The 20,726-nt window shown below is 29.9% G+C and carries 11 protein-coding genes; 2 read left to right on the plus strand and 9 right to left on the minus strand.

Translation table 11 applies throughout. From position 1 onward, the window contains the following. Positions 1–14 precede the first annotated feature (14 nt). Both BTO07_RS04300 and BTO07_RS04305 read left to right on the plus strand, forming a co-directional pair. On the plus strand, positions 15–1,043 hold the full coding sequence (locus BTO07_RS04300) for a LacI family DNA-binding transcriptional regulator (protein WP_087520054.1): 1,029 nt from the start codon (positions 15–17) through the stop codon (positions 1,041–1,043). 73 nt (positions 1,044–1,116) lie between these two features. After that, entirely contained in the window at positions 1,117–1,767 is a 651-nt protein-coding gene (locus BTO07_RS04305; RefSeq protein WP_087520055.1) for a peptidoglycan-binding domain-containing protein, read from the plus strand. A gap of 796 nt (positions 1,768–2,563) precedes the next feature. Here the strand turns inward: BTO07_RS04305 and BTO07_RS04310 are convergent. The 9 genes from BTO07_RS04310 to BTO07_RS04350 all read right to left on the minus strand — a co-directional run bounded on the left by BTO07_RS04310 (position 2,564) and on the right by BTO07_RS04350 (position 20,653). Continuing rightward, entirely contained in the window at positions 2,564–4,159 is a 1,596-nt protein-coding gene (locus tag BTO07_RS04310) for a T9SS type A sorting domain-containing protein (protein ID WP_157663281.1), read from the minus strand. 339 nt (positions 4,160–4,498) lie between these two features. Beyond that, positions 4,499–7,795 carry a CRTAC1 family protein gene (locus BTO07_RS04315; protein ID WP_087520057.1) on the minus strand — a complete coding sequence of 1,099 codons (3,297 nt, stop codon included), beginning with the start codon at positions 7,793–7,795 and terminating at the stop codon, positions 4,499–4,501. Positions 7,796–7,887: 92 nt separating this feature from the next. After that, complete coding sequence (locus BTO07_RS04320) at positions 7,888–8,796, minus strand: glycoside hydrolase family 17 protein (RefSeq protein ID WP_087520058.1); 909 nt, start codon at positions 8,794–8,796, stop codon at positions 7,888–7,890. Positions 8,797–8,799: 3 nt separating this feature from the next. Continuing rightward, positions 8,800–11,148, minus strand: coding sequence for an MFS transporter (locus tag BTO07_RS04325; protein WP_232457085.1), 2,349 nt, complete (start codon positions 11,146–11,148; stop codon positions 8,800–8,802). Between the two features lie 5 nt (positions 11,149–11,153). Continuing rightward, positions 11,154–12,650, minus strand: a complete 1,497-nt coding sequence (locus BTO07_RS04330; RefSeq protein WP_087520059.1) for a glycoside hydrolase family 30 protein — start codon at positions 12,648–12,650, stop codon at positions 11,154–11,156. 10 nt (positions 12,651–12,660) lie between these two features. Further along, positions 12,661–13,947, minus strand: coding sequence for a glycosyl hydrolase family 17 protein (locus tag BTO07_RS04335; RefSeq protein WP_087520060.1), 1,287 nt, complete (start codon positions 13,945–13,947; stop codon positions 12,661–12,663). A 21-nt stretch (positions 13,948–13,968) separates the two neighbouring features. Further along, on the minus strand, positions 13,969–15,780 hold the full coding sequence (locus tag BTO07_RS04340; protein WP_087520061.1) for a glycoside hydrolase family 3 protein: 1,812 nt from the start codon (positions 15,778–15,780) through the stop codon (positions 13,969–13,971). A 9-nt stretch (positions 15,781–15,789) separates the two neighbouring features. Then, a complete protein-coding gene (locus tag BTO07_RS04345) occupies positions 15,790–19,248 on the minus strand; it encodes a hypothetical protein (RefSeq protein WP_087520062.1) in 3,459 nt (1,152 codons plus the stop codon). A gap of 103 nt (positions 19,249–19,351) precedes the next feature. Continuing rightward, the gene (locus BTO07_RS04350) at positions 19,352–20,653 is read right to left on the minus strand and encodes a glycoside hydrolase family 2 TIM barrel-domain containing protein (RefSeq protein ID WP_087520063.1); all 1,302 of its coding nucleotides are present in this window, start codon (positions 20,651–20,653) and stop codon (positions 19,352–19,354) included. Positions 20,654–20,726: the final 73 nt, after the last annotated feature.

Below are 20,726 nucleotides of genomic sequence, written 5' to 3' on the forward strand. Positions count from 1 at the left end.
ATATAAAAAATATTATTATCAAAAAGAAAACCACCATAAAAGATATTGCAAATGTTTTAAACATCTCTCCAGCAGCTGTTTCTAAAGCATTACATAACGACACTAGAATTAGCGAAAAAACTAAAAAGGCCGTTAGACAAGTTGCAAAAAATTTAAATTATCAACGAAACCATCTAGCAAGTGCTCTTAGAAGTGGAAAAAGTAAACTAGTTGGTGTAATTGTACCAAGAACAAATAGTAATTTTTTCTCTTCTGTTATTCAGAACTTAGAAGAAGTATTAAATAAAGAAGGTTATAATATAATTATTACCCAATCTAATGAATCTTATAAAAAGGAATGTGATAGTATTGATACTTTATTATATACACAAGTTGATGGAATTATAGCTTCTATGGCAAACCAAACTGTCGATTTAACACATTATGAGAAAATAAAATCAGCAGGGATTCCTTTAATATTGTTTGATCGTGGAGAAAATGATTTAAATGTAGATTATATTGGAATTGATGATTACAACAGCAGTCATATAATCGTAAAACACCTTGTAGATCAAGGATGTAAAAGAATTGCACATATTGGTGGATATAAACGTACTAGAATATTTAATAATAGAATTAAAGGATATATAGACGCGTTAGAAAAACACAATTTACCTCTTAACGATGAGTTATTAGTAGAAAGTAACTTAACTATAGAAGATGGTAGGGAAAAAATGCTTCAATTACTTTCTTTAGAAAATAGACCTGATGCAGTTTACGTTGCGGGAGATTATGCTGCTCTTGGTGCTCTACAGATTTTAAATGAAAAAAAGATTAACATTCCAAATGAAATTGCTTTAGTTGGTTTTGGAAATGAACCTTTTAGCTCTATGGTGACTCCTAGTATTTCTAGTATAGAACAACATAGTGACGAAATTGGAAAACAAGCTGCTTATGTTTTTTTAGAACACATTAAAAAAGATGTTGTAAAGCAAACTCTAACTAAAAAAATACTAGATGTAAATCTTTTAATAAGAGATTCTTCTAACAGAAAAGAAAGCTAAGAATATCCTTTTCACTTTTTAGAAACTTTTACCTATTTTTGTTAAAAACCCAAAATTATCCAAACGATTTCTTATGAAACAATTAATTATTTTATTGCTTTTGATTATTGCATTTATTATTGGTTTCGGGAAATACAATCAATACAAAAGATACAACTCTCAAAATGTTAATTATAGAACAGAAAAAATATTAGATTTTGAATATCATAATCAAGACTTGGTTCTAAATTATTACAAAGCTATTGAAAACTTAAATAGTTATGTGATGACGCAATGGACTGCAAACAATATTGATGTTAGAACTCCAGAAGATGATGATGAAGAAACTAAATTGGCAGTTACAAAATATACTGAGAAATTAGCAACAATAAACTATTATGAAACCAAGTTAGAAAAGTCATCTACTTTAAAGGCAAAAGGTTTATCTAATTCAGAAGTAAAATACATAGAAGAAACAGGAACAGATTTAAAATCTTTCAATAAGTTATTAGCTAACAATAAAATTAAAAGCATGTTCAATGCCAATAAAAAGTTAGTTTACGGACAGAAAAGTGCTTTAATATATGAAGTTCAAAAAAGATTAATTGCAAATGGTTTTGAAATTGCATTAGATGGTGTTTATAAAATTGAAACATTGAATGCTATTAAGAGTTTTGAAGAAAAAAACACCCTTTTTGCTGATGGTTCTTTAGATATTTTAACTTTAGATGCTCTTTTTAAATAAAATAGATATTAGCTTAGACTAACAACTATTACTAGTTATTAGACAATAATATTTCTTATTTTTCTTTGATTTTCTATCTTTTTTACATGATTTGATTTCTTCTTTCTAATACGTTTTTTTTCTTCATTTATGATTTCAATAAATTCTTAACTATAAGTATGGTCTTTTGCAACTTTATAAAAGTGAATGCTTTTTTTTATTCCTGCTGAGATTTGTATTATTTTGATATACTAACCTTCCCAAAGAGAAGGAACTCTTACTCATTTTTCATTTTGGTTTTCATGTTAATTTAAACTTACTATTTAATTTTGGTTTTTAGCTCTTAGTCGATAAGTATGCATGCATTAGGGATTGACGCATTTGTTTGAGCTCTTTTTTATTTTTAAGAAAAAAAGTGAGTGCGTAAAGTCCGACCTTTAGGTAACGCCCAAAATCAATTACCCTTTCTTACAATTTATAGGATGTTTTGTTTTAAGAAAGGCAACTTAGTTTGCTACTTTCAATCAATATTTTGATCTCAATAATGCTTGAACTGGCTTTTAGGAAAAATTTTTATTAAAAAAATTTGCCAAAAAAAATGTCCAAAAATTAAATTTTGGACGTTTTCACTATTTTATTTAAAGTTTCTAATCTAGAATATTGACTTCAATAGTCGAAAATCGCGTACGTTTTTATTCAGTTTATATATATTTCTTAAGTTAATACTTTATTTTTTTGAATTGTTAATATGCTAAAAAAATAACAAAAAAAGGGATGCTAAAATAGCATCCCTCTTAAATTATTATAAAGAATTAAATTATTCTTTGATAAATTTTGCTGTTCCAACTGCATTATTAACAGTGTATTTAATTAAATAAATACCAGAAGATAAGTTAGAAACATCTATTGACTCACTCGTTTTATTTATCTCTAAACTCATTACTTGTTTACCTAAAAGATTGAAGATAGCAGCACTTTTAATAGTACTTTTAGCTGAAATATTTAATCTACTTGAAGTAGGGTTAGGATACATAGTAACATTTAATAATGTGTTATCACGAACACTTGCAGTCTCACAACTTGCATCAAACTTAAATGTTGTTGGAGCATCACCTAATTGCCAATTACCTTCTGTAGAAACTTTACTCCAAAGTATATTTAAAGCTACGTCAGTAGGTGCTGTTTCTTCCCAAGTAAGAGTTATGCTCAATTTACCTACAACAGATGAATCTACAGCTGATTGTGTTGGTGAACCTGTAACATCTCCTGGTATCAAGATAAAATCAACAGCATCATCATTGTTAGATTCTATAGTAACTTTCATTGATTTCTCTCCAGAATTCTCTACAGTAAGTTTAATTTCTGATGCTACTAAAGCTGCACCAATATTTAAATGAGTTACTACTTTTTCACAGTATGCATCATCAGAAGTTCCTCCTCCACCTCCTCCTGTAGAAGAAGTAGTTAAAGCTATATCATCGACTAAATACGTATCTGAAACACCAGCATTATCTGCTCCTGAATCTACGAATAAAACCATTTTAGAATAATTCCCAAGTCCAGTTCCAAAATCTACAGTAATTGTTTGCCAGTCTGTTCCTGTTGTTGTGTAAGGCATTTCTGCAATCGCAGGACCTGCAACTCCACCTTCAAACTTCAATAAATGATTACCATTTCCAGTACCATTCATTGGTTTAATTTTAAATGTAATTGTGTTATTTGCATCATCTGATAAATCAATATTATCTTTAAAAGTGATTGCTGCATGATCCCATGCATTTTGTGCGCCAACTATTTGTAAAACATCGTTTGCACCATCTTGTACAATTGTTGTTACAGCACCATCACCACCAGGCATTAATTGGTTTGCTGAACTAAAATCAAATGGTAAATTAGGCGCTTCAATAACAACTGTTGTATGCTTAGCTCCAGAAATATCATCGACTAAATACGTATCTGAAACACCAGCATTATCTGCTCCTGAATCTACGAATAAAACCATTTTAGAATAATTCCCAAGTCCAGTTCCAAAATCTACAGTAACCGTTTGCCAGTCTGTGCCTGTTGTTGTGTAAGGCATTTCTGCAATCGCAGGACCTGCAACTCCACCTTCAAACTTCAATAAATGATTACCATTTCCAGTACCATTCATTGGTTTAATTTTAAATGTAATTGTGTTATTTGCATCATCTGATAAATCAATATTATCTTTAAAAGTGATTGCTGCATGATCCCATGCATTTTGTGCGCCAACTATTTGTAAAACATCGTTTGCACCATCTTGTACAATTGTTGTTACAGCACCATCACCACCGGGCATTAATTGGTTTGCTGAACTAAAATCGAAAGGTAAGTTTTGAGAGAACCCAAAAGTCGCTACAAATAGCGTTAATAATAAAGTAATTTTTTTCATCATAAATAGTTTTGTATAGATTAATATTTTATTTTGAGTAATTATCAATAAAGAAACTATATTGATAATATACAATTATATTATCTGCAATATATCTTAGAATAATTGTTAAATCGACAAATAACACCCAAACAAAATACATACATCATAAATATAAATGTGTTTTATTTATGAATAATCAGTAATAGCTTAAAAAAAAACTTTAAAAAAATAATAAAATTATAGAATAAAATACCTTACTATTTATAATGTATAGGCAATGTTGTGTTTGATAATGAGGATTATAGGTTTTTTTGAATATTAAAATTTAGAAATACACAAAAAGCAGAATAAATTTGTTTAAAATGAGATTACTTTTAAAGAATCATTGTTACTAGTAACAATGATTAAGTTATCCTTTTTAACTTTTCTTTTTATAATTTTTAACGATCTAAAATCTGAAGAAATATTTAACCCACTATTTTCTAAAGGAGTAGCTTTAAAGTTATTTCTACCATCTCCAAGAAGTAATAATCCGGAACCTGCATCATAACGAGTGGTTTCTACTTCTACACCATAATGATTACCTACTAACATAATATCTTTAAAGCCATCTCTATTAAAATCTTCAATTAACGCATCTTTTATTGGGCTAACTTGTGCTTGTATAGGTAAAGAAGTTCTTTTTAGAATATTATTTTCATTAATTAAAACTATACTTTCAAAATTACTAACCTCATATACAACAGCATCATTCATTTTATCTTTAGGTAAAATGTCTATTAAGGTTGATGAAGCAAAACTATGATAATCTTTATATTTCTTTGAAAGATAAGGCATTTGTTGGGTAGAACATTCTTTTCCTCTCATAGGAACATAATTATTTTTATAGTATTTGGCTAACACAACATCATTTGTACCATTATTATCAAAATCATTTGCATACACTTTAAAAGGGTGTTCTTTTGTCGCTTTAAACTTATTATTTCTTCCTAAATTACCTAATACATAATCATCATCACCATCATTATCTATATCATTAGCAGTTATAGACCACCACAAACCTCTACTATCATCTTTGATTCCGAATTTTGCTGAACTATCCTTAAAATCCCCATTGTTGTTTTCTAGAATTATAATTTTCATCCATTCACCTACAACTAATAAATCATCATCTCCATCATTATCTATATCAGAAAAGACAGCGTCTGTTACCATCCCTATTTTTTCGAGATCTGGAGCAGTTTTTTTAGCTGCTTTTTTAAAATTTCCGTTTTCATTAATTAATAAATAACTAGTTGCTGGAAAAATATATTTACCTGAAATTAATCGTGTACCAACAAATAAATCTAAATCTCCATCTCCATCAATATCTGACGTTTTCACTGTCTGTGAACTTTCATATATATTTGGCAAAGCTTTTGGTGTTTTAATAAAATTACCTAATCCATCATTTATATATAATCTATCTTTTAGTAAGACATTACCTTGCTCATATTCACTACCTCCACTTGTAATGTATAAATCTAAATCAGTATCACTATCAACATCAAAAAACAAACCTACTAAATCTTCTGATGCTTTATCATTAACCCAGGGTTGAGAATTACTTTTATGAAACTTACCTTCTTTAGTTTGAAGATATAAAACACCTTCTTGCCCTAAAGCTCCACCAATAAACATATCTTCTAAATCATCTCCATTTACATCTGCTACTGCTGTAAATGGTCCGTTTTGAGAAATATTGTGTGGTAATAATATTTCTTTTTTAAATTCGTCAAAAGTATTTTCCTTGTGTTTATAAGTTATCCCTAATTCTTGAGCATTCAATAAATTTAAAAATGGTTTTGGCTGTGATTGAGTTTTTTGAATTTTACTTGCTGATGAATATTTAGCAACTAATTCTTGATTTACTTTTACGTTTGTTAAATTATTCTGCTTACCATCTGACCAAGTAATTTCTACCTTATCAATTATTTTTATTTTACCTAAACCAAAAAACACTTTAGGTTCTATTGATGAAAAATAACCACGAGTAACTGTGTTTTCTGCAATTTGAGATTTATTATCATCATAATAAATTTTTACTTTTGCTCCATATCCAAATTTATTTTTATCAGAACCTTGAAGTTTAATTTTCAGAAAATTACCATTGGCTTTATTTTTATAGATTGATGCTTTGCTTTCCATATTATTGATAACAATATCAAGATCTCCATCATTATCTAAATCTGCATAGGATATACCATGTGAAAAAGTTGGTGTATCAAAATTCCATTTTTTTGTTACGTTTTCGTATTCATAACCATTTTTATTTTTAAAAACATAATTAGGCAAAGGATTTGAAGGCGCCAATTTTGCCATATCGTAAAATTCTTGTGAATCTGTTTTTAGTTTTGAATACAAGCCATTTAAAAAGTCGTTATTTCTAATGTCTTTTTTGATACCATTACTTATAACAATATCTTTAAAACCATCATTATCTAAATCTACTAACAAACCTCCCCAACTCCAATCTGTTTTTCCTATACCTGCAATATTTGCAATATCAGAAAACTCACCAAGTCCGTTATTAATCTGTAAGGTGTTAAACATATATTGATAATGATTTCCTTTTTGAATCATTTGTTGAAACTCTATTGGGTTCATAGATTTCATATTGGTTTTAGAACGATAATGATCTTCTGCAGCCATATCTAGAGTAATTAAATCAATTTTCCCATCATTATTAATATCTCCAGTATCTGAGCCCATACTAAATCTAGAAATGTGCTTTAATTTTGAATTAATTACATTGGTAAAAGTTCCATCTCCATTGTTATAATACATGAAATCAGGCTCATCATAATCATTTGCAACATATAAATCTGTGAAGCCATCGTTATTTAAATCGCTGGCGCTTACACTTAATCCATAAGTATGTCTATCTATTAATCCGGCATTTTTTGATACTTCTATGTATTTCCCACCTTCATTTTTGTACAATTTATCCATATACAATTGAAACCTCTTTTTTGGTATGTTTTTATACCGTTGAAATAATCTAGAATCTGGGAGTTGATTAACTTGATACATATCTAAATCGCCATCATTATCCATATCAAAAAATACAGCTTGCGAAGAAAATCCTGAATCATCTAAACCATACTCTTTAGCTGATTCTGTAAAAGTTAAATCTTTATTGTTGATAAAAAGTTTATTTGTTCTGTCTGAAGAATTCATAGACTCTCCATTTCTACTGACATAAATATCTAAAAAACCGTCATTATTAATATCTACCATTGTTACTCCCCAAGACCAACCTGGACTTCTGGTAATCTTAGATTTTTTAGAAATATCTTCAAACTTAAAATCTCCTTGGTTTAAATATAGTTTATCAGTCACTTGATTTCCACAGAAGAAAACATCTGGCAATCCATCATTATTAATATCTCCTACAGCAACTCCTGCTCCATTATAAATTTGACTGTAATAAATATGATTTACCTTTTCAGATTCTTTAATTGAATTGTTAAAATCTATCCCTGTTTGTTCTGAAGACAATAATTCTAATCCACCTATTAATTCTTTAGGATTATTATCTCTTTGTTCTTTTGTACAAGAATTAAAGATTAAGATACTTAATAAAAAAAGAAAAATATATTTGTGAAATTTCATGTTTTATGAAAATTTATTTAAAAAAGTAATTTATAAGAAAAACAATTATAATAGAAAAAAAAGGCTTCTTAAAAGAAACCTTTTTTATATAATTAGTACTTTAAATGCTCTTTCTTATCCCATAATCCCCAATAAGCACCAACACTACCTTCATTTCCAACTTTCCAAGACTCATCAAAAGAAGAAAAATAAAAGGTTTCAATATTGTTTTTTGAAGACCAGATTTGAGTGTCGATAAAGTATTTGATTGCATTTTCATCAGATGGATCTGCTCCTCCTTCACTACCCCCTTGATTTGGCCAACCAGTTTCTGTAATAATAACTTTTTTACCTTGACTAAAATCACTTGCTTGGTTAAACATTTTTTGCATGTGATTTAATGAGTAATCTATGGGGCATCCTTCCCAAAAAGGATAACAGTTTGCTAAAATAACATCACAAACTTCTACTAATTCTGGATATGTTGAAAACTTATAATAAGCATCTACATAACCAACTTCAACATTAGGAATAGCCTCTTTTACTCTATTTATATATGTTATTAGTTGTTCTATTGATAATTCATTTCTATACAAAACTTCATTTCCAACAGCTGCAATATCTACACATCCTTCATTTCCTAATTTAATTAGTGCTTCTATTTCTTCTTCGTTCTTTTCTAAATCATCTCCCAACCAAGCTCCAACCATTGTTTTTAAGCCATGTTTATGAGCAATTCTTGGTATATTTTCATTTCCTTCTATGCAAGAAAAAGAGCGAATCCATTTTGTATGAGTTTTAAGTATCTTAATCCTTCTTTCTACCTGTTTTTCTGTAATAATATCTCCTGGTTCTTGACCATCTTCATACAAACTGAAACAGATTCCATGCATTCCTTTATTTAGAGTATCTCTCCAAAGTGTTTTTAATTCATCAAATGAATATTTGTTAAAATCTACTCCAATATCTTCCGAACCTATTTTAGGCTTTAAAGAAAAATGATGCTCTTTTCTGTATGACATAATCTAATATTTTAATTTTTCATTTTTATCCCAAATTCCCCAACGAGCTCCTAATTCTCCTTCAACACGTACTTTCCATGATTCATCGAAAGAGGAGAAATAAAATATTTCTATATTCTCAGCAGTTGCCCATTCTTGAGTTTGAATAAAATATCTCATAGCATTTAATTGAGATGGATGCGCATCATCAACAGTTTGCCCTTGACTTGGCCAACCTGTTTCAGAAATTATTATTTTCTTACCTTTTGATATTTGTTTCGTAACTTCATACATTTCTCTTAAATGTTTTAACGAATCTTCGATACCAAATCCTTCCCAAAACGGATAACAATTTACTAAAATAACATCACAAGCGTTTACTAATTTTTCATGCTTATAATATTCGTAATAAGTATCTACATAACCAACTGGTATATCTAAACCTGCCAATGCTTCTTTTACTCTATTAATATATTCTATAAGCTCTTTCTCTGTTAATTCTTCACGAAGTAATACCTCATTACCAACAGCAGCAATATCAACTTTACCAGACTTGGCAAGTGCAATCAACTTGTTAATTTCTCTTTCATTTCGTTCTTTATCATCACTAATCCAAGCACCAGCTATTGATTTCAGTCCTTTATCATGAGCAACTTTTGGTATTAATTCATTTCCTTCTATACATGAAAACGATCTTACCCATTTTGTATAAGGCGAAATAACATCCATACGTAAACGAATTTGTGATTCCGAAAGTATATCATTGATATCCTGACCTTCTACATAAGGGCTAAAACAAAGTCCATGTATTTGATTCTTCAATTTTTCTTTGAATAATCCTTTTACTTCTGATAAAGTTTTGTCTGTAAAATTAATTTCAGTGAAATTTTCAAGTTTTAAATTACTATTCGAGATTGAAGTTAAATGACCGGCTCCATAAGCAGAAGATGCCTTTTTGTTTTTCTTTTTTCGTTTTGCCAATTCTGCACTTATTTCTAAAGCTTTTTCCTCTGTAAGATCATAATTACGCATTATCCACATAGCTACAAGTGTTCCTAATATTGGTAAACCCGAGTAGAATATTCTTATTCCTGTTATTGAAGCTTCTGTATTTTCAGTATCAGGAACAAACCCTACTAATGTCATAATAGCACCTGTTAATAATCCAGCAATTGCAAAACCAAACTTTACCATCCACCAATAAATAGCTCCAAAAACTCCTTCTCTTCGTTTTCCTGTATTTAATTCATCAATATCTATAACATCTGAAGTCATAGACATCATTAGGGTAAACAAACTTCCAATACCAAAAGAGAAAAAAGGCAATGCAAATAAAAACATATAAGGTTTACCAGGAATAAATAAGAACCAAAGCATAATATATCCCAATACAGAAATTCCTTGAGAAACCATAAAAGCTTTCTTTTTCCCCATAATCTTAGACATCTTAGCTACAATAGGTATTACTAAAAAAGTCGTTGATAAAGCACCTATACTACCTAATAGTGTTGGCCAAAGGCCTGCAGCAGCTGCATCACCATTAAATAGATAATAAACTACAATAAAAAATGAAAAACCAGCAACAACATTAAATGCATTATAGATTAAAAATGTTGAAAAACACAATTTCTTAAACTGTTCAATTTTGAAAGCTTCTTTAAAATTTTCTAGAATCTGTTTTAAACTTCCTCCAATAGTTTTTAATGTTAAAGGCGTTAAACTTACATCTTCTTTAGTTGATTTACTTTTAATAAAAAGAGCAGGAACCATTGCTAAAAAAGCAAAAATAACAGCTACCCAAATACCTAAAACCCTTGTTGTTTCCGTTGTAACTCCAAACCAGTTATCATCATACATAACAACCCAAAACCAAGGTGCAATGACCCAAGCCCACTGACCTATCCACTGAGCAACTGCCATGATATTTGTACGTTCATGAAAATCATCACTCATTTCATAGCCCATAGCTACATATGGCACTGAAAATATAGTAAGCCCTAAATAAAAAACCAAGGACCATATTAAGAAATAAATAAAATTATAACTTACACCATCTTCTATATATAATTGCCATAATAACGCAAAAGAAACTCCCATAACCAAAGCACCTAAAAGTACATACTGCCTTCGTCTTCCCCAAATAGATTTTGTGTTATCAGAAATGAAACCCATTATTGGATCTGTAAAAGCATCAAAAATTCGAGGTAAAAAAAATAAAATTCCCCACATCCAAGTTGGAAAACTATAATCTTGAACCAACACAACCATAAAAATTGCCATAGCTGCAGGAAACATTTGATTCGCTAACATTCCTAAACCAAATGCAATTTTTTGACCCATTGGAACTTTAGAAGACGTACTTACTTTAGACATAGTTTTTAGTTTTTAATAGTTGATACCATAATCGTTTGTAATGCTTGTGCATTTATATTTACAAGTGTTTCTTTATCTCCTAAAAGCAATTTGAAACTCTTTTTTATTTTCCCTTCATTAAAAACAACTACAGCAATTGATCCATCTGTATTTTGTGCGGCAGTAACTTGTAATTCATTATCAGAATTTTCTAAACCAATTACTTTAGCTTCTGGTCTTATGTATTTGCTAAAATGTGACATTGTGTAATAAAGTGGCGTAAAATACACTTCATCTTTTTCTGGATCGACAATTACTGGAGCAATACACCAATTCTCAAACCAGTTAGGTCCTCCTTTTGTATCTAAAACCATATTCCAATCTACCCAACCATCTACCCAATTATTTAGGCAACCAATTATATCTCTTGCATATCTATTTACAGGAGAATATTTTGGGTGTAAATGTTTGTCTTTTTCTGGCGCCCAATCCCAACCCCAATCTGTTGCTTCTTTTTTCCAATACCAAGCATCATCTTGCCAAACCGGAACTTGAGAATCTACACAAGCTTCTGCTTGAATTAAGTATTTATTTGGTGCTTTATGATGTGCATATTGTAATTCTTTAGGGAAAACCTCGTACGTACTTGCATACCAATGAATCGCTGTACCATCAAAATATTTTGTAGATTCTTCATTTTGAAATTGTGAATCTACCCATTCGTTTAGATGCTCTCTATTTTGGTCATAGCCTAAAATTTTAATGTCGCCTTTACCATCTTTTTCTAATTGTGGTCCTAAATAATTCTGTACAAAATTTGTCATTTCATCTGGAGAAAAATGCATGCTTTCCCAATTATTTCCATTTCCCATAGGTTCATTTTCTACAGTAAAACCCCAAATATCAATTCCTTCTTCTTTGTAAGCATCAATATATTTTGAGAAGAATAATGCCCAAGTATCATAATATTTAGGTAATAATTTTCCACCTACCCATTTATTATTATCCTTCATCCAAGGAGCAGCTGTCCAAGGTGAACCAAATATTTTAAATCCATCTTTAGATGCTTTCATTGCATCTTTTATCATCGGAATTAAATCGTCTTTATCTTCTTGAATTGTAAAGTGTTCTAAATTAACATCACCTTCTACAGGAGAATACGAATATTGTCCTAAAGAAAAATCACAAGAGTTCATATGTGTTCTTGTTAGCGAATAATTTGCGCCTTCTTCAGAGAAATAAGCTTGTATAATAGTATCTCTATTTTTTTTACTTATCTTATTTAGTAAATAAGCAGATGATTCTGTAAAAGCTCCTCCAAAACCAGTAATCGTTTGAAATTCTTGGCTAGGGTTCAACTTAATTATTGATGGATTATCATCAGCAGTAAACTCAGTGATTTTGGTTAGTTTATTTCCACTTGCTGAAGTTTCATAAACATCTGCCACCAATTTATTATCTGTTTTATTACAACTCATCATCACTAATAAAAAAAGGATTGAATAAAAATAGTTCGTTTTCATTGTATTAATTTTATCTATTATAGTCTGTATTAGGTACTAAAACACCATCCATTAGTGTTTCTTTGTTTCCATTAAATGTCTTTATAATTGGCGCTCCATTTCTCGTTAAACCTTTAAAATTTCCCTTATCAACTAAATTCCAAATTGGGTATTTTGCTTCTCCTTTTAAAGTGAATAATCCAAAATGATTTTCAGATCCATTTGCATTTTGAGCATCTTTCCATTGTTCATCAAAAGCTTCAAAATAGAAACAAGAAATTCCTTCTTTATTCGTCCATTCTCTTAATTGATTATAGTAAAGCCCTTGTTTGTATTCATCTGTAGCTCTAGAACCATTCTCGCCATAATGTCCGCTAGAAATAGTTGCCCAACCCGTTTCACCAATATGAATTGTTTTTGTAGAATCGATACTTTTTACATAATCTGACACATCTTTATATTGTTTTTTTGCAAATTCTAAAGCACGTAACATTGCATTGTCTATTTTTTCTATGTCTGAGAATTGTTGTTCGTTTTCTGGTACTTTCCAAAACCCAGGATTGTAATGAGAGTTATGATAAGCATAGGTATGCATAGAAACATAGTCTACAGATTTTATGATATCTTCTAAATCTTTTACTCTATAACTTGGATCTCCTCCACCCCAAGAAGCAAAATCATCTGAACAAGTAATCCATAAATCTTTAGACAGCTTTCCTTCTTTCTTTAAATTTTGAAGATGGTTTACCCATTTTAAAATGACACTTGGTTGAACATAATAACTGGTTGCCCATTTTATCATCGCTTCATTACCAACGGCAATCACTTTTACGATATCTGGATATTTATTAGCCAAAGCAACTGCTCTTGCAATCTCCTCTCCATTTTGAGCACTTTCTATATCGTGATTTGGTTCTTTGTCTGTCCAAGCATTTAAACAATCCATCCAAGCACCTAACATTACATACATTTCGAAGTTTGAATCTTCTTTTTTAAGTTGACTAATTGCTTCTAAAATATTTGCTGCATGTGGTAATTTTGGTTGTACGTTATAGGTTCTAATAATGCGAATACCCATAGCGTGCATCAACTTTAAGTCTTCTTTTAATTGTGGAATTGTAGGTTGATTATCTTCTCTTGATTTTTCTCTATATCCTCCATAAGAAATGGCTAAATATTCTGGATTTCCTAAAATTTTGGCTGCTGTCATTTCTTCTTTAATTTCTTTTTTTACTTCTTTATTATCTTTCTTAGAGCTACATCCAAAACCAATAAACAATACTAAAATCGTTACTAAAATTTGAAATTTGAAATTCATGTTCTTACTCTTTATAATTATTTAATATTTTAAACCATATCCAAAAGGATATAATGGTTTTATGCTTTTGTCCCAAAAATTAGGTCCATATTTTCCTTTAAAATCTTTTACTGCATTTGGCCAAGAATGAGGCAATTTTCCAGAGAAATTAAAATCTCCAAACAAAACTTCTGCAATTCCATCTCCTTCAGAACCTGGCAACCAAGCTGCAACAAATGCATCTGATTTTTTTATCTGTTTTGTTACCACTAAAGGTCTTCCTGAAATTAAAACAACAATCGTTTTTATTCCTTTTTCTGAATACGTTTTTAGATACTTTTTATGCTCTTTGGTAAGTGTTAATTTTCTAGTATTTGATTCATGACCGATATCTCCAAAGAACTCTGCATAAGGAGTTTCTCCAACAATTACAATTGCAACATCTGCATCAAAATGATTTCCTGTTGCGTCTTTATCATAAACAACATCTCCTTTTGATTGCTGTTTAATTCCATCTAAAATAGTGGTCGCTCCTTTATAATTTTCTAAAGTTCCTTGCCAATTAATTGTCCAACCTCCAGATTGTAAGCCAGATGAGTTTGCATGTTCACCAACAACCACAATTTTCTTTGTTTCTTTTGATAAAGGCAAAGCATTATTCGAGTTTTTTAATAAAACTAACGATTCTCTTACCGCTTGTTTTGCTTTATTTCTATATTCCTTACTTCCTATTTCAGAAACGAATGTTGAGTCTGGAAACGGATTTTCAAACAAATTCAATCTAAATTTCTGACGTAAAATTCTTTTTACAGCATCATCAATTCTTGCATTTGAAACATAACTAGAATCAACAGCTTTCCTTAAATTATTTTGAAAATAATCTAAATCGCCATCAACTGCCATTATCATATCTACACCAGCATTAATAATATTATTTCTACCAAATCTTGTATAGCCTTTCCAATCTGAAACTACAATTCCATCGAACTTCATTTTCTGCTTTAAAGTATCTGTGAGATATGCTTTATTAGCATGCATTGGTTTCCTTTTTAAAGTATTAAATGATGCCATTATTGCTCCAACTTTCTCATTTACGGCAACTTTATAAGGAGGCATTAATCTTTTGTTTATTTCATCATTAGAAAGAGATGTTTCTCCTCCTTCCACACCAAATTCTGTTGCTCCATCTCCAATAAAATGTTTGGCTGTTGCCATCACCGTTTTAGAATCTGACAAATCTCCTTGATGTCCTTTTATAGAAGCTTTAGTTAAAATAGATGTTAGCTCAGTACTTTCTGAAAAGGCTTCATAAACTCTCCCCCATTTTTCATTATAAGGAATTGCAACACATGGAGAAAAAACCCAGTTAAAACCTGTTGCTTGTGCTTCTATTGCTGTAATTGCCGCAACTTCTTCAACCAATTTTGGGTTTGCTGTTGCTCCTAAACCAATATTATGTGGAAAAATTGTTGCTCCATTAAATGTATTCTGACCATGAATTGCATCAACACCAAACAACAACGGAATTCCTAATCGTGTAGAAAGGGCTTCCTTTTGTAAATTGATAAATTTCTGTTGCCATTCTTTTGCCGTTTCACCTGGATTTACTCCTTGTGTATGAATAACGGAGCCAATAAACTTAGTAGCAATATCATTTTTAGAAATATCCCAAAAGTGTCTTACTTGAGACATTTGACCAATTTTCTCTTCTAAAGTCATTAACTTTAGAAGGGAATCTACTTTTTTCTCAATAGCAACCTCTTTATCTACTTTAGTTTCTACAGTTTTTTTGCAACTAAAAACGGTAAATAATAAAGGAATAAAAAGAAGATATTTATAAAAGCTATTGGTCATCAATACTTGTTATTTTATTACTGAAACTTCGATTTCACTTATTTGTCCTGTTCTTTCAAAAATCATTTTTGAAATAGTTGTATCAAGCGTTAAGTCTTTAACTTCTTCAACACGACCATCAATAAAAAATATTTTTATACTTTCTACATTCGAATTTTTATAAACAACTGGTACTTGACAATACGTAAAACAAAGTGAATCTTCTTTTAATTCAATTGATTTTGCTTCTTTACTAATTGCTGTATAATTAAAAGTTTTTGGAGTTTTAATAAACTCACTTCCTCTTAATAACCTTGGATTGAAAATGATTTTCCCTTCCTTTACAAAAACACCTAACTCACCAATTCTACTTAACACGTCTTCTTTAACCTGACCTGTCATTCCTGGTTGTTGTGCTCCTTTTCCTCCTGGTGTATGAGAATATGGATCTGTTGGAAAAGCCCCATATAATTCTGGTGATTTGTGCACACCAATTCCTGCTTGAATCTCATAATAATGATCTAATAATTGACCAATTACAGCTTCATCTTCATTGTTTTTTACAGCTAACAAGCAATTTTCTTGAACCGCTAATAATAATTTAGAAACCATGTGCCAATAAATAGAACCTAATCCTTCATATCCGAAGAAAGTTCCAGAACGACCAGTAAATGCCTTGTGATTAAAGACTTCTTCAAAAGTTTCTAATAACAAACTAGATTCGTTTTCAATTAAATCTGAATAGTTTTCTGGTAATTCTTCAAAAGCTTCTTTTAAGCTATTTGCATTGTTAAAGTTTGCATTAAAATGGTAATTGCCTAAAACATCTTTATTAATGATTTGTGTGTTTCCATCACTAATCAATTTTGATAATAATTTAGAGTTATTTACAGCCTCTTTAGAAATCACATTTTTTTGATCGAAACGTGGTAAATCTTTATTTGGATATAAAATATAACTGTATTGATCTTCTCTAAACAAAGCACTCGCTTTCATACCGTCTAAAACTTTTAAAGCTTCTTTTGGCGATAAATATCCAGCACTTAAAACAGCAACTTGCCCTTCTAACATTTCTGGTAAATAAGAAATAGATACTTCCGTATCATTCTCAACCGTCATTAAATTATACGCATGGAATAAATTATCTGAACGCTTATTTGCTTTAATTGTATGCTCTAAATATTGTTTTGTAATTGTAAAGAATGCTAACAATTCTGTTTTAGAAATTGTACTTCTATCACTAGAAAATCCGTTTTCATAAATAGCAGTTCTAAATGTACTTGCTGCTTCACCTAAACCATCTAAAACTGTTTTTCTCTCAGTATCTGAAACAGAACCAGAAAGGATATTTTTATTTTGGTTAAAGGTTGCCACAACTTCATTAAAGAAGGTTGCCAATTCTGATGAAATTTCAACTTCTTCAGTTGTTGATTTAGCAACTACTTTTTCGAAGAAATTTATAAATCTATTTAAGTAATTTAACGTTACCATAGAAACTCCATTACCAACTAAAGCGTTGTTAGCGTCATTCCATTCCGGACGTTGTGTATTCATCCAAATACCTCCTTCTGGTATAAAATTAGATACTTTTGCTAATACAGTTGCTAATAATTTTTCAATTAAATTCACTTTATAAATAAAGAAATTTTCATCTCTTAATAAAGCGCCATCTGCTCCTAATTCATCTCTCTTTTCGTGAATTTTAGCATCTAATTCATAGTCGAATTCTATAGTATCTTTAGGATTGACAAGAATACTTTTGTAATCTTTTATCTTATAAGGCACATTTGCGTATACAAATATGTCTTCAGAAAAACGTTTTTCTAATTGATTAGGGTAATGGTTTTCTATAAATTCTAAGAATTTTAATAAGTAAATTATTTGATGATCTCCCCAATAACCAATGTAAGACCAAGGATCATTTTCTTCAATAATTTCCCAATCGAAACCATCTTTTGTTACTCTGTAAGGATTGTAACCATCAAAAGTTGTTGCATTTAAAAACTTATGAATCATACTTTCTATAAACTCAGGGTATGAATGTGCTAACGTTTCCCAATTCTGGAAAATATCACGCCAGTTACCTTCATAATCTAAAATTTTAGAACCATCAATTTCATTTTTTGTGTTAATAGAAAACTTGTTCCAAGGTCTACTTGGATCACCGTGTCTTCTACTAAATTTTAATGGTAAATATTCAAAACAAAGTCTTTTGAAGTTTTTATCTTCATCTTTCTCTGCAATTTCAAGAATCGTATTTAATGTAAATTCCTCTGGTAAGTCATTTAACAATTCCTCTTTTTTCTTGATTACTTTTTTATTTGCTTTTCCAATGTATTTTATAAAATCTTCTTTTTCAATTTTATAATCATCATCAAAAGTACCACCTCTCATTAAGTTAAAAAGTGTGTTTGCAAAGTGTCTTGTGTTTACTAAAGGATCGTTTGTTACTTGCAAACCATCTGCAGCACCCGTTAAAGCAATTAAGTTTTTAGTTCCTAATTCAATATCTTCAAGGATACTTTCTTCTAAATTTTCATCATTTATAATTGCTTTAGAAATACGTTCAATATCTCCAATTGTTTGATTTACATTCGCTATAAAACTCCATTCTTTAGTTTCATTTGCTGATAAATCTAAATCTGCACTAATAAAATAAGCACCTTTTTCTGCTTTAACATCTACTTCTTGATGTATATCTTTTCCTCTTCTAAAATTATCTAATTGTAATGATGATAATAAATGAGTTGGATTTTCAATACCTAAAGACCAAACGATATTTGCTTTTAATGCTTCACTTGGTTCTGCTTTATCAACAATAATTGCACTTAAAGCATAAATACCTAAACCAGCTTCTGCTTGTAATTCACTTTTCTTGTAAGCATCAACTAAATTACTTCTAGAGTTTTGTAAATCTGTTTCTACATCCGAAGGAATAATATTTTGTAAACCGTCTAAAAATGTAATTTGAATTTTATCAGAAGAATTATTAATTAAAGTTGATTTTTTTACAAACCCAAATTTATCAGATGAACTCCATTGATATCTGAAAGTAACTTCTAAATCCTCATTAACTTCTTCGAAAATAACTTTATTTCCAAAACTGTTTTTATATAAATTTTGTCTTGTTTGATATAACCCAATTTGTCTCTGAGAAAAAGGTTCCCATAAATAAATATTTCCGTTTTTTGAAACTTGAAAAATAGATTTACTACCTGTTACATCTGCAGATTCTGTAATTTTATCATCAGTATAATAAGGAAAAAGTGAATATTCACTATTCTTTCTACCAGCCGTAAGTCCTCCATTACTAGAAATAAACATCCAGTGGTTTGAGTCTGAAACAATACTCATAAAAAATGGTCTCATTTCATTACTGTTTGCAATTTTATAATAAACTTCATTCTCAAAATTTATCATTTCTCCTTTCACTTCTTGGGTTTGAAAGTCTGCTTTATTTTTTCCTAAAAAGATGGTCTTGTTTGTCATTAAAATTGGTATTCTAAAAACCTCTGCAACGATTTATAAGAGGTTCTAATTAATATTTTATTTCTTCAGAATATTTTACTACGCTGTATATTTATATCATTCCTTAATCTAAGGAAGTCTTATTTTTTGTTGATTTTAAAAGTGCTTCTGATAATTTAATTTTACTAAAATGTTTTGCAATTAAATCTGCAGTTACTCCTTTTGAATATGGGTTTATTTGATGTGCTTCTTTTAAAGCATAATAAGCAGCTCTAGGTTGTAATGTGTACAAACCTTTTTCGTTTGTAGGTCCTTTTGCACAGATACCAAACCACTCTTCGTTCATATTTTTATTTCCTTTGATAAGATCTAAATCATAACCTCCTCCAACCCAGGAAGCGTTATCATCATGTTTATCTAAATTTATTGTCTGTCCAAATTTCCACCAACCATCACTAAATTGAAAAGTAAATCCTCCTATAGAGTTTTCTGCTTTTCCTAAACCTGCAGCATTTTGATAAATCTCTTTCCAATTTTCAACCATATAAAACGCTTGCATTTTTTGGTCTTCTTTATTTTCAATTGAATTAAATGCATCTGCACCAAACTCCGTAAATAAAATTGGCATATTTAATTTTGCTTTCACTTTTTCAAAAGCATCTCCAAAAGATTTTCCACGATACATATTCGTACCATAAATATCTACATCTGTACATTCTTCTGCTATAATATCTAGGAAGCCTAAATCTCCATTACAAATTGCAACTGGATGCGAAGTATCTATTGATTTTATTTTTTTTGCAGCTTCATTCATTAGGCGATACATTGGTCGTCCTAACTTTTCGCCTTTTGCTGCTATTTCTTTTTCATTATCCGGAAAGTCTTCCGTTTCGCTTCCTGCCCAAAAAAGACCATAGTTATTTTCATTTCCTAAAAGGAATAATAATAAACCTGGAGTATTTTTATAGGCTTCTGCCATTTTTGAAACCTCTTTTATTAAAGCTTTCTGAGTTTCAACATTTCTGTAATCTGTTACAGGTATCCAATTTCCATTAACGGAAACTCCATATCTACCAAAAGAATGATTTAACATAGTGTAAATACCATACTTTTCATAGATGTAAGTAATCCATTTAGGTTGAATACTTGTATAGACACGTATTGTGTTTACGCCCATACTTTTTAATAAGTTCATTTCAGCATCTAACGCTTCTTTAATTAAAGCATCAGGTTGTTCCCATAAACTGTAAGAATAATTAGTCCCTATTGGAAAATAGTCCCAATTCATTCCATTAATTATAAAATCTTCTCCATTTACAAGTAACTTTATTCCTTGTTCATTACTTAAAACAGTTACTTCGTTTTTTTGCGCACAAGAATTGAACACAAATAGGATAAGTATAAATTTTAAGAAAATGTTATTCATAAATTTAGTTTTTAGATTGTAAAACCTGAAATATTATTTGATTTGAAAACAGTGTATTTAACACTCGTTCTTC

The organism is Polaribacter sp. SA4-12 (genome assembly GCF_002163675.1).
Classification (GTDB): Bacteria; Bacteroidota; Bacteroidia; order Flavobacteriales; family Flavobacteriaceae; genus Polaribacter.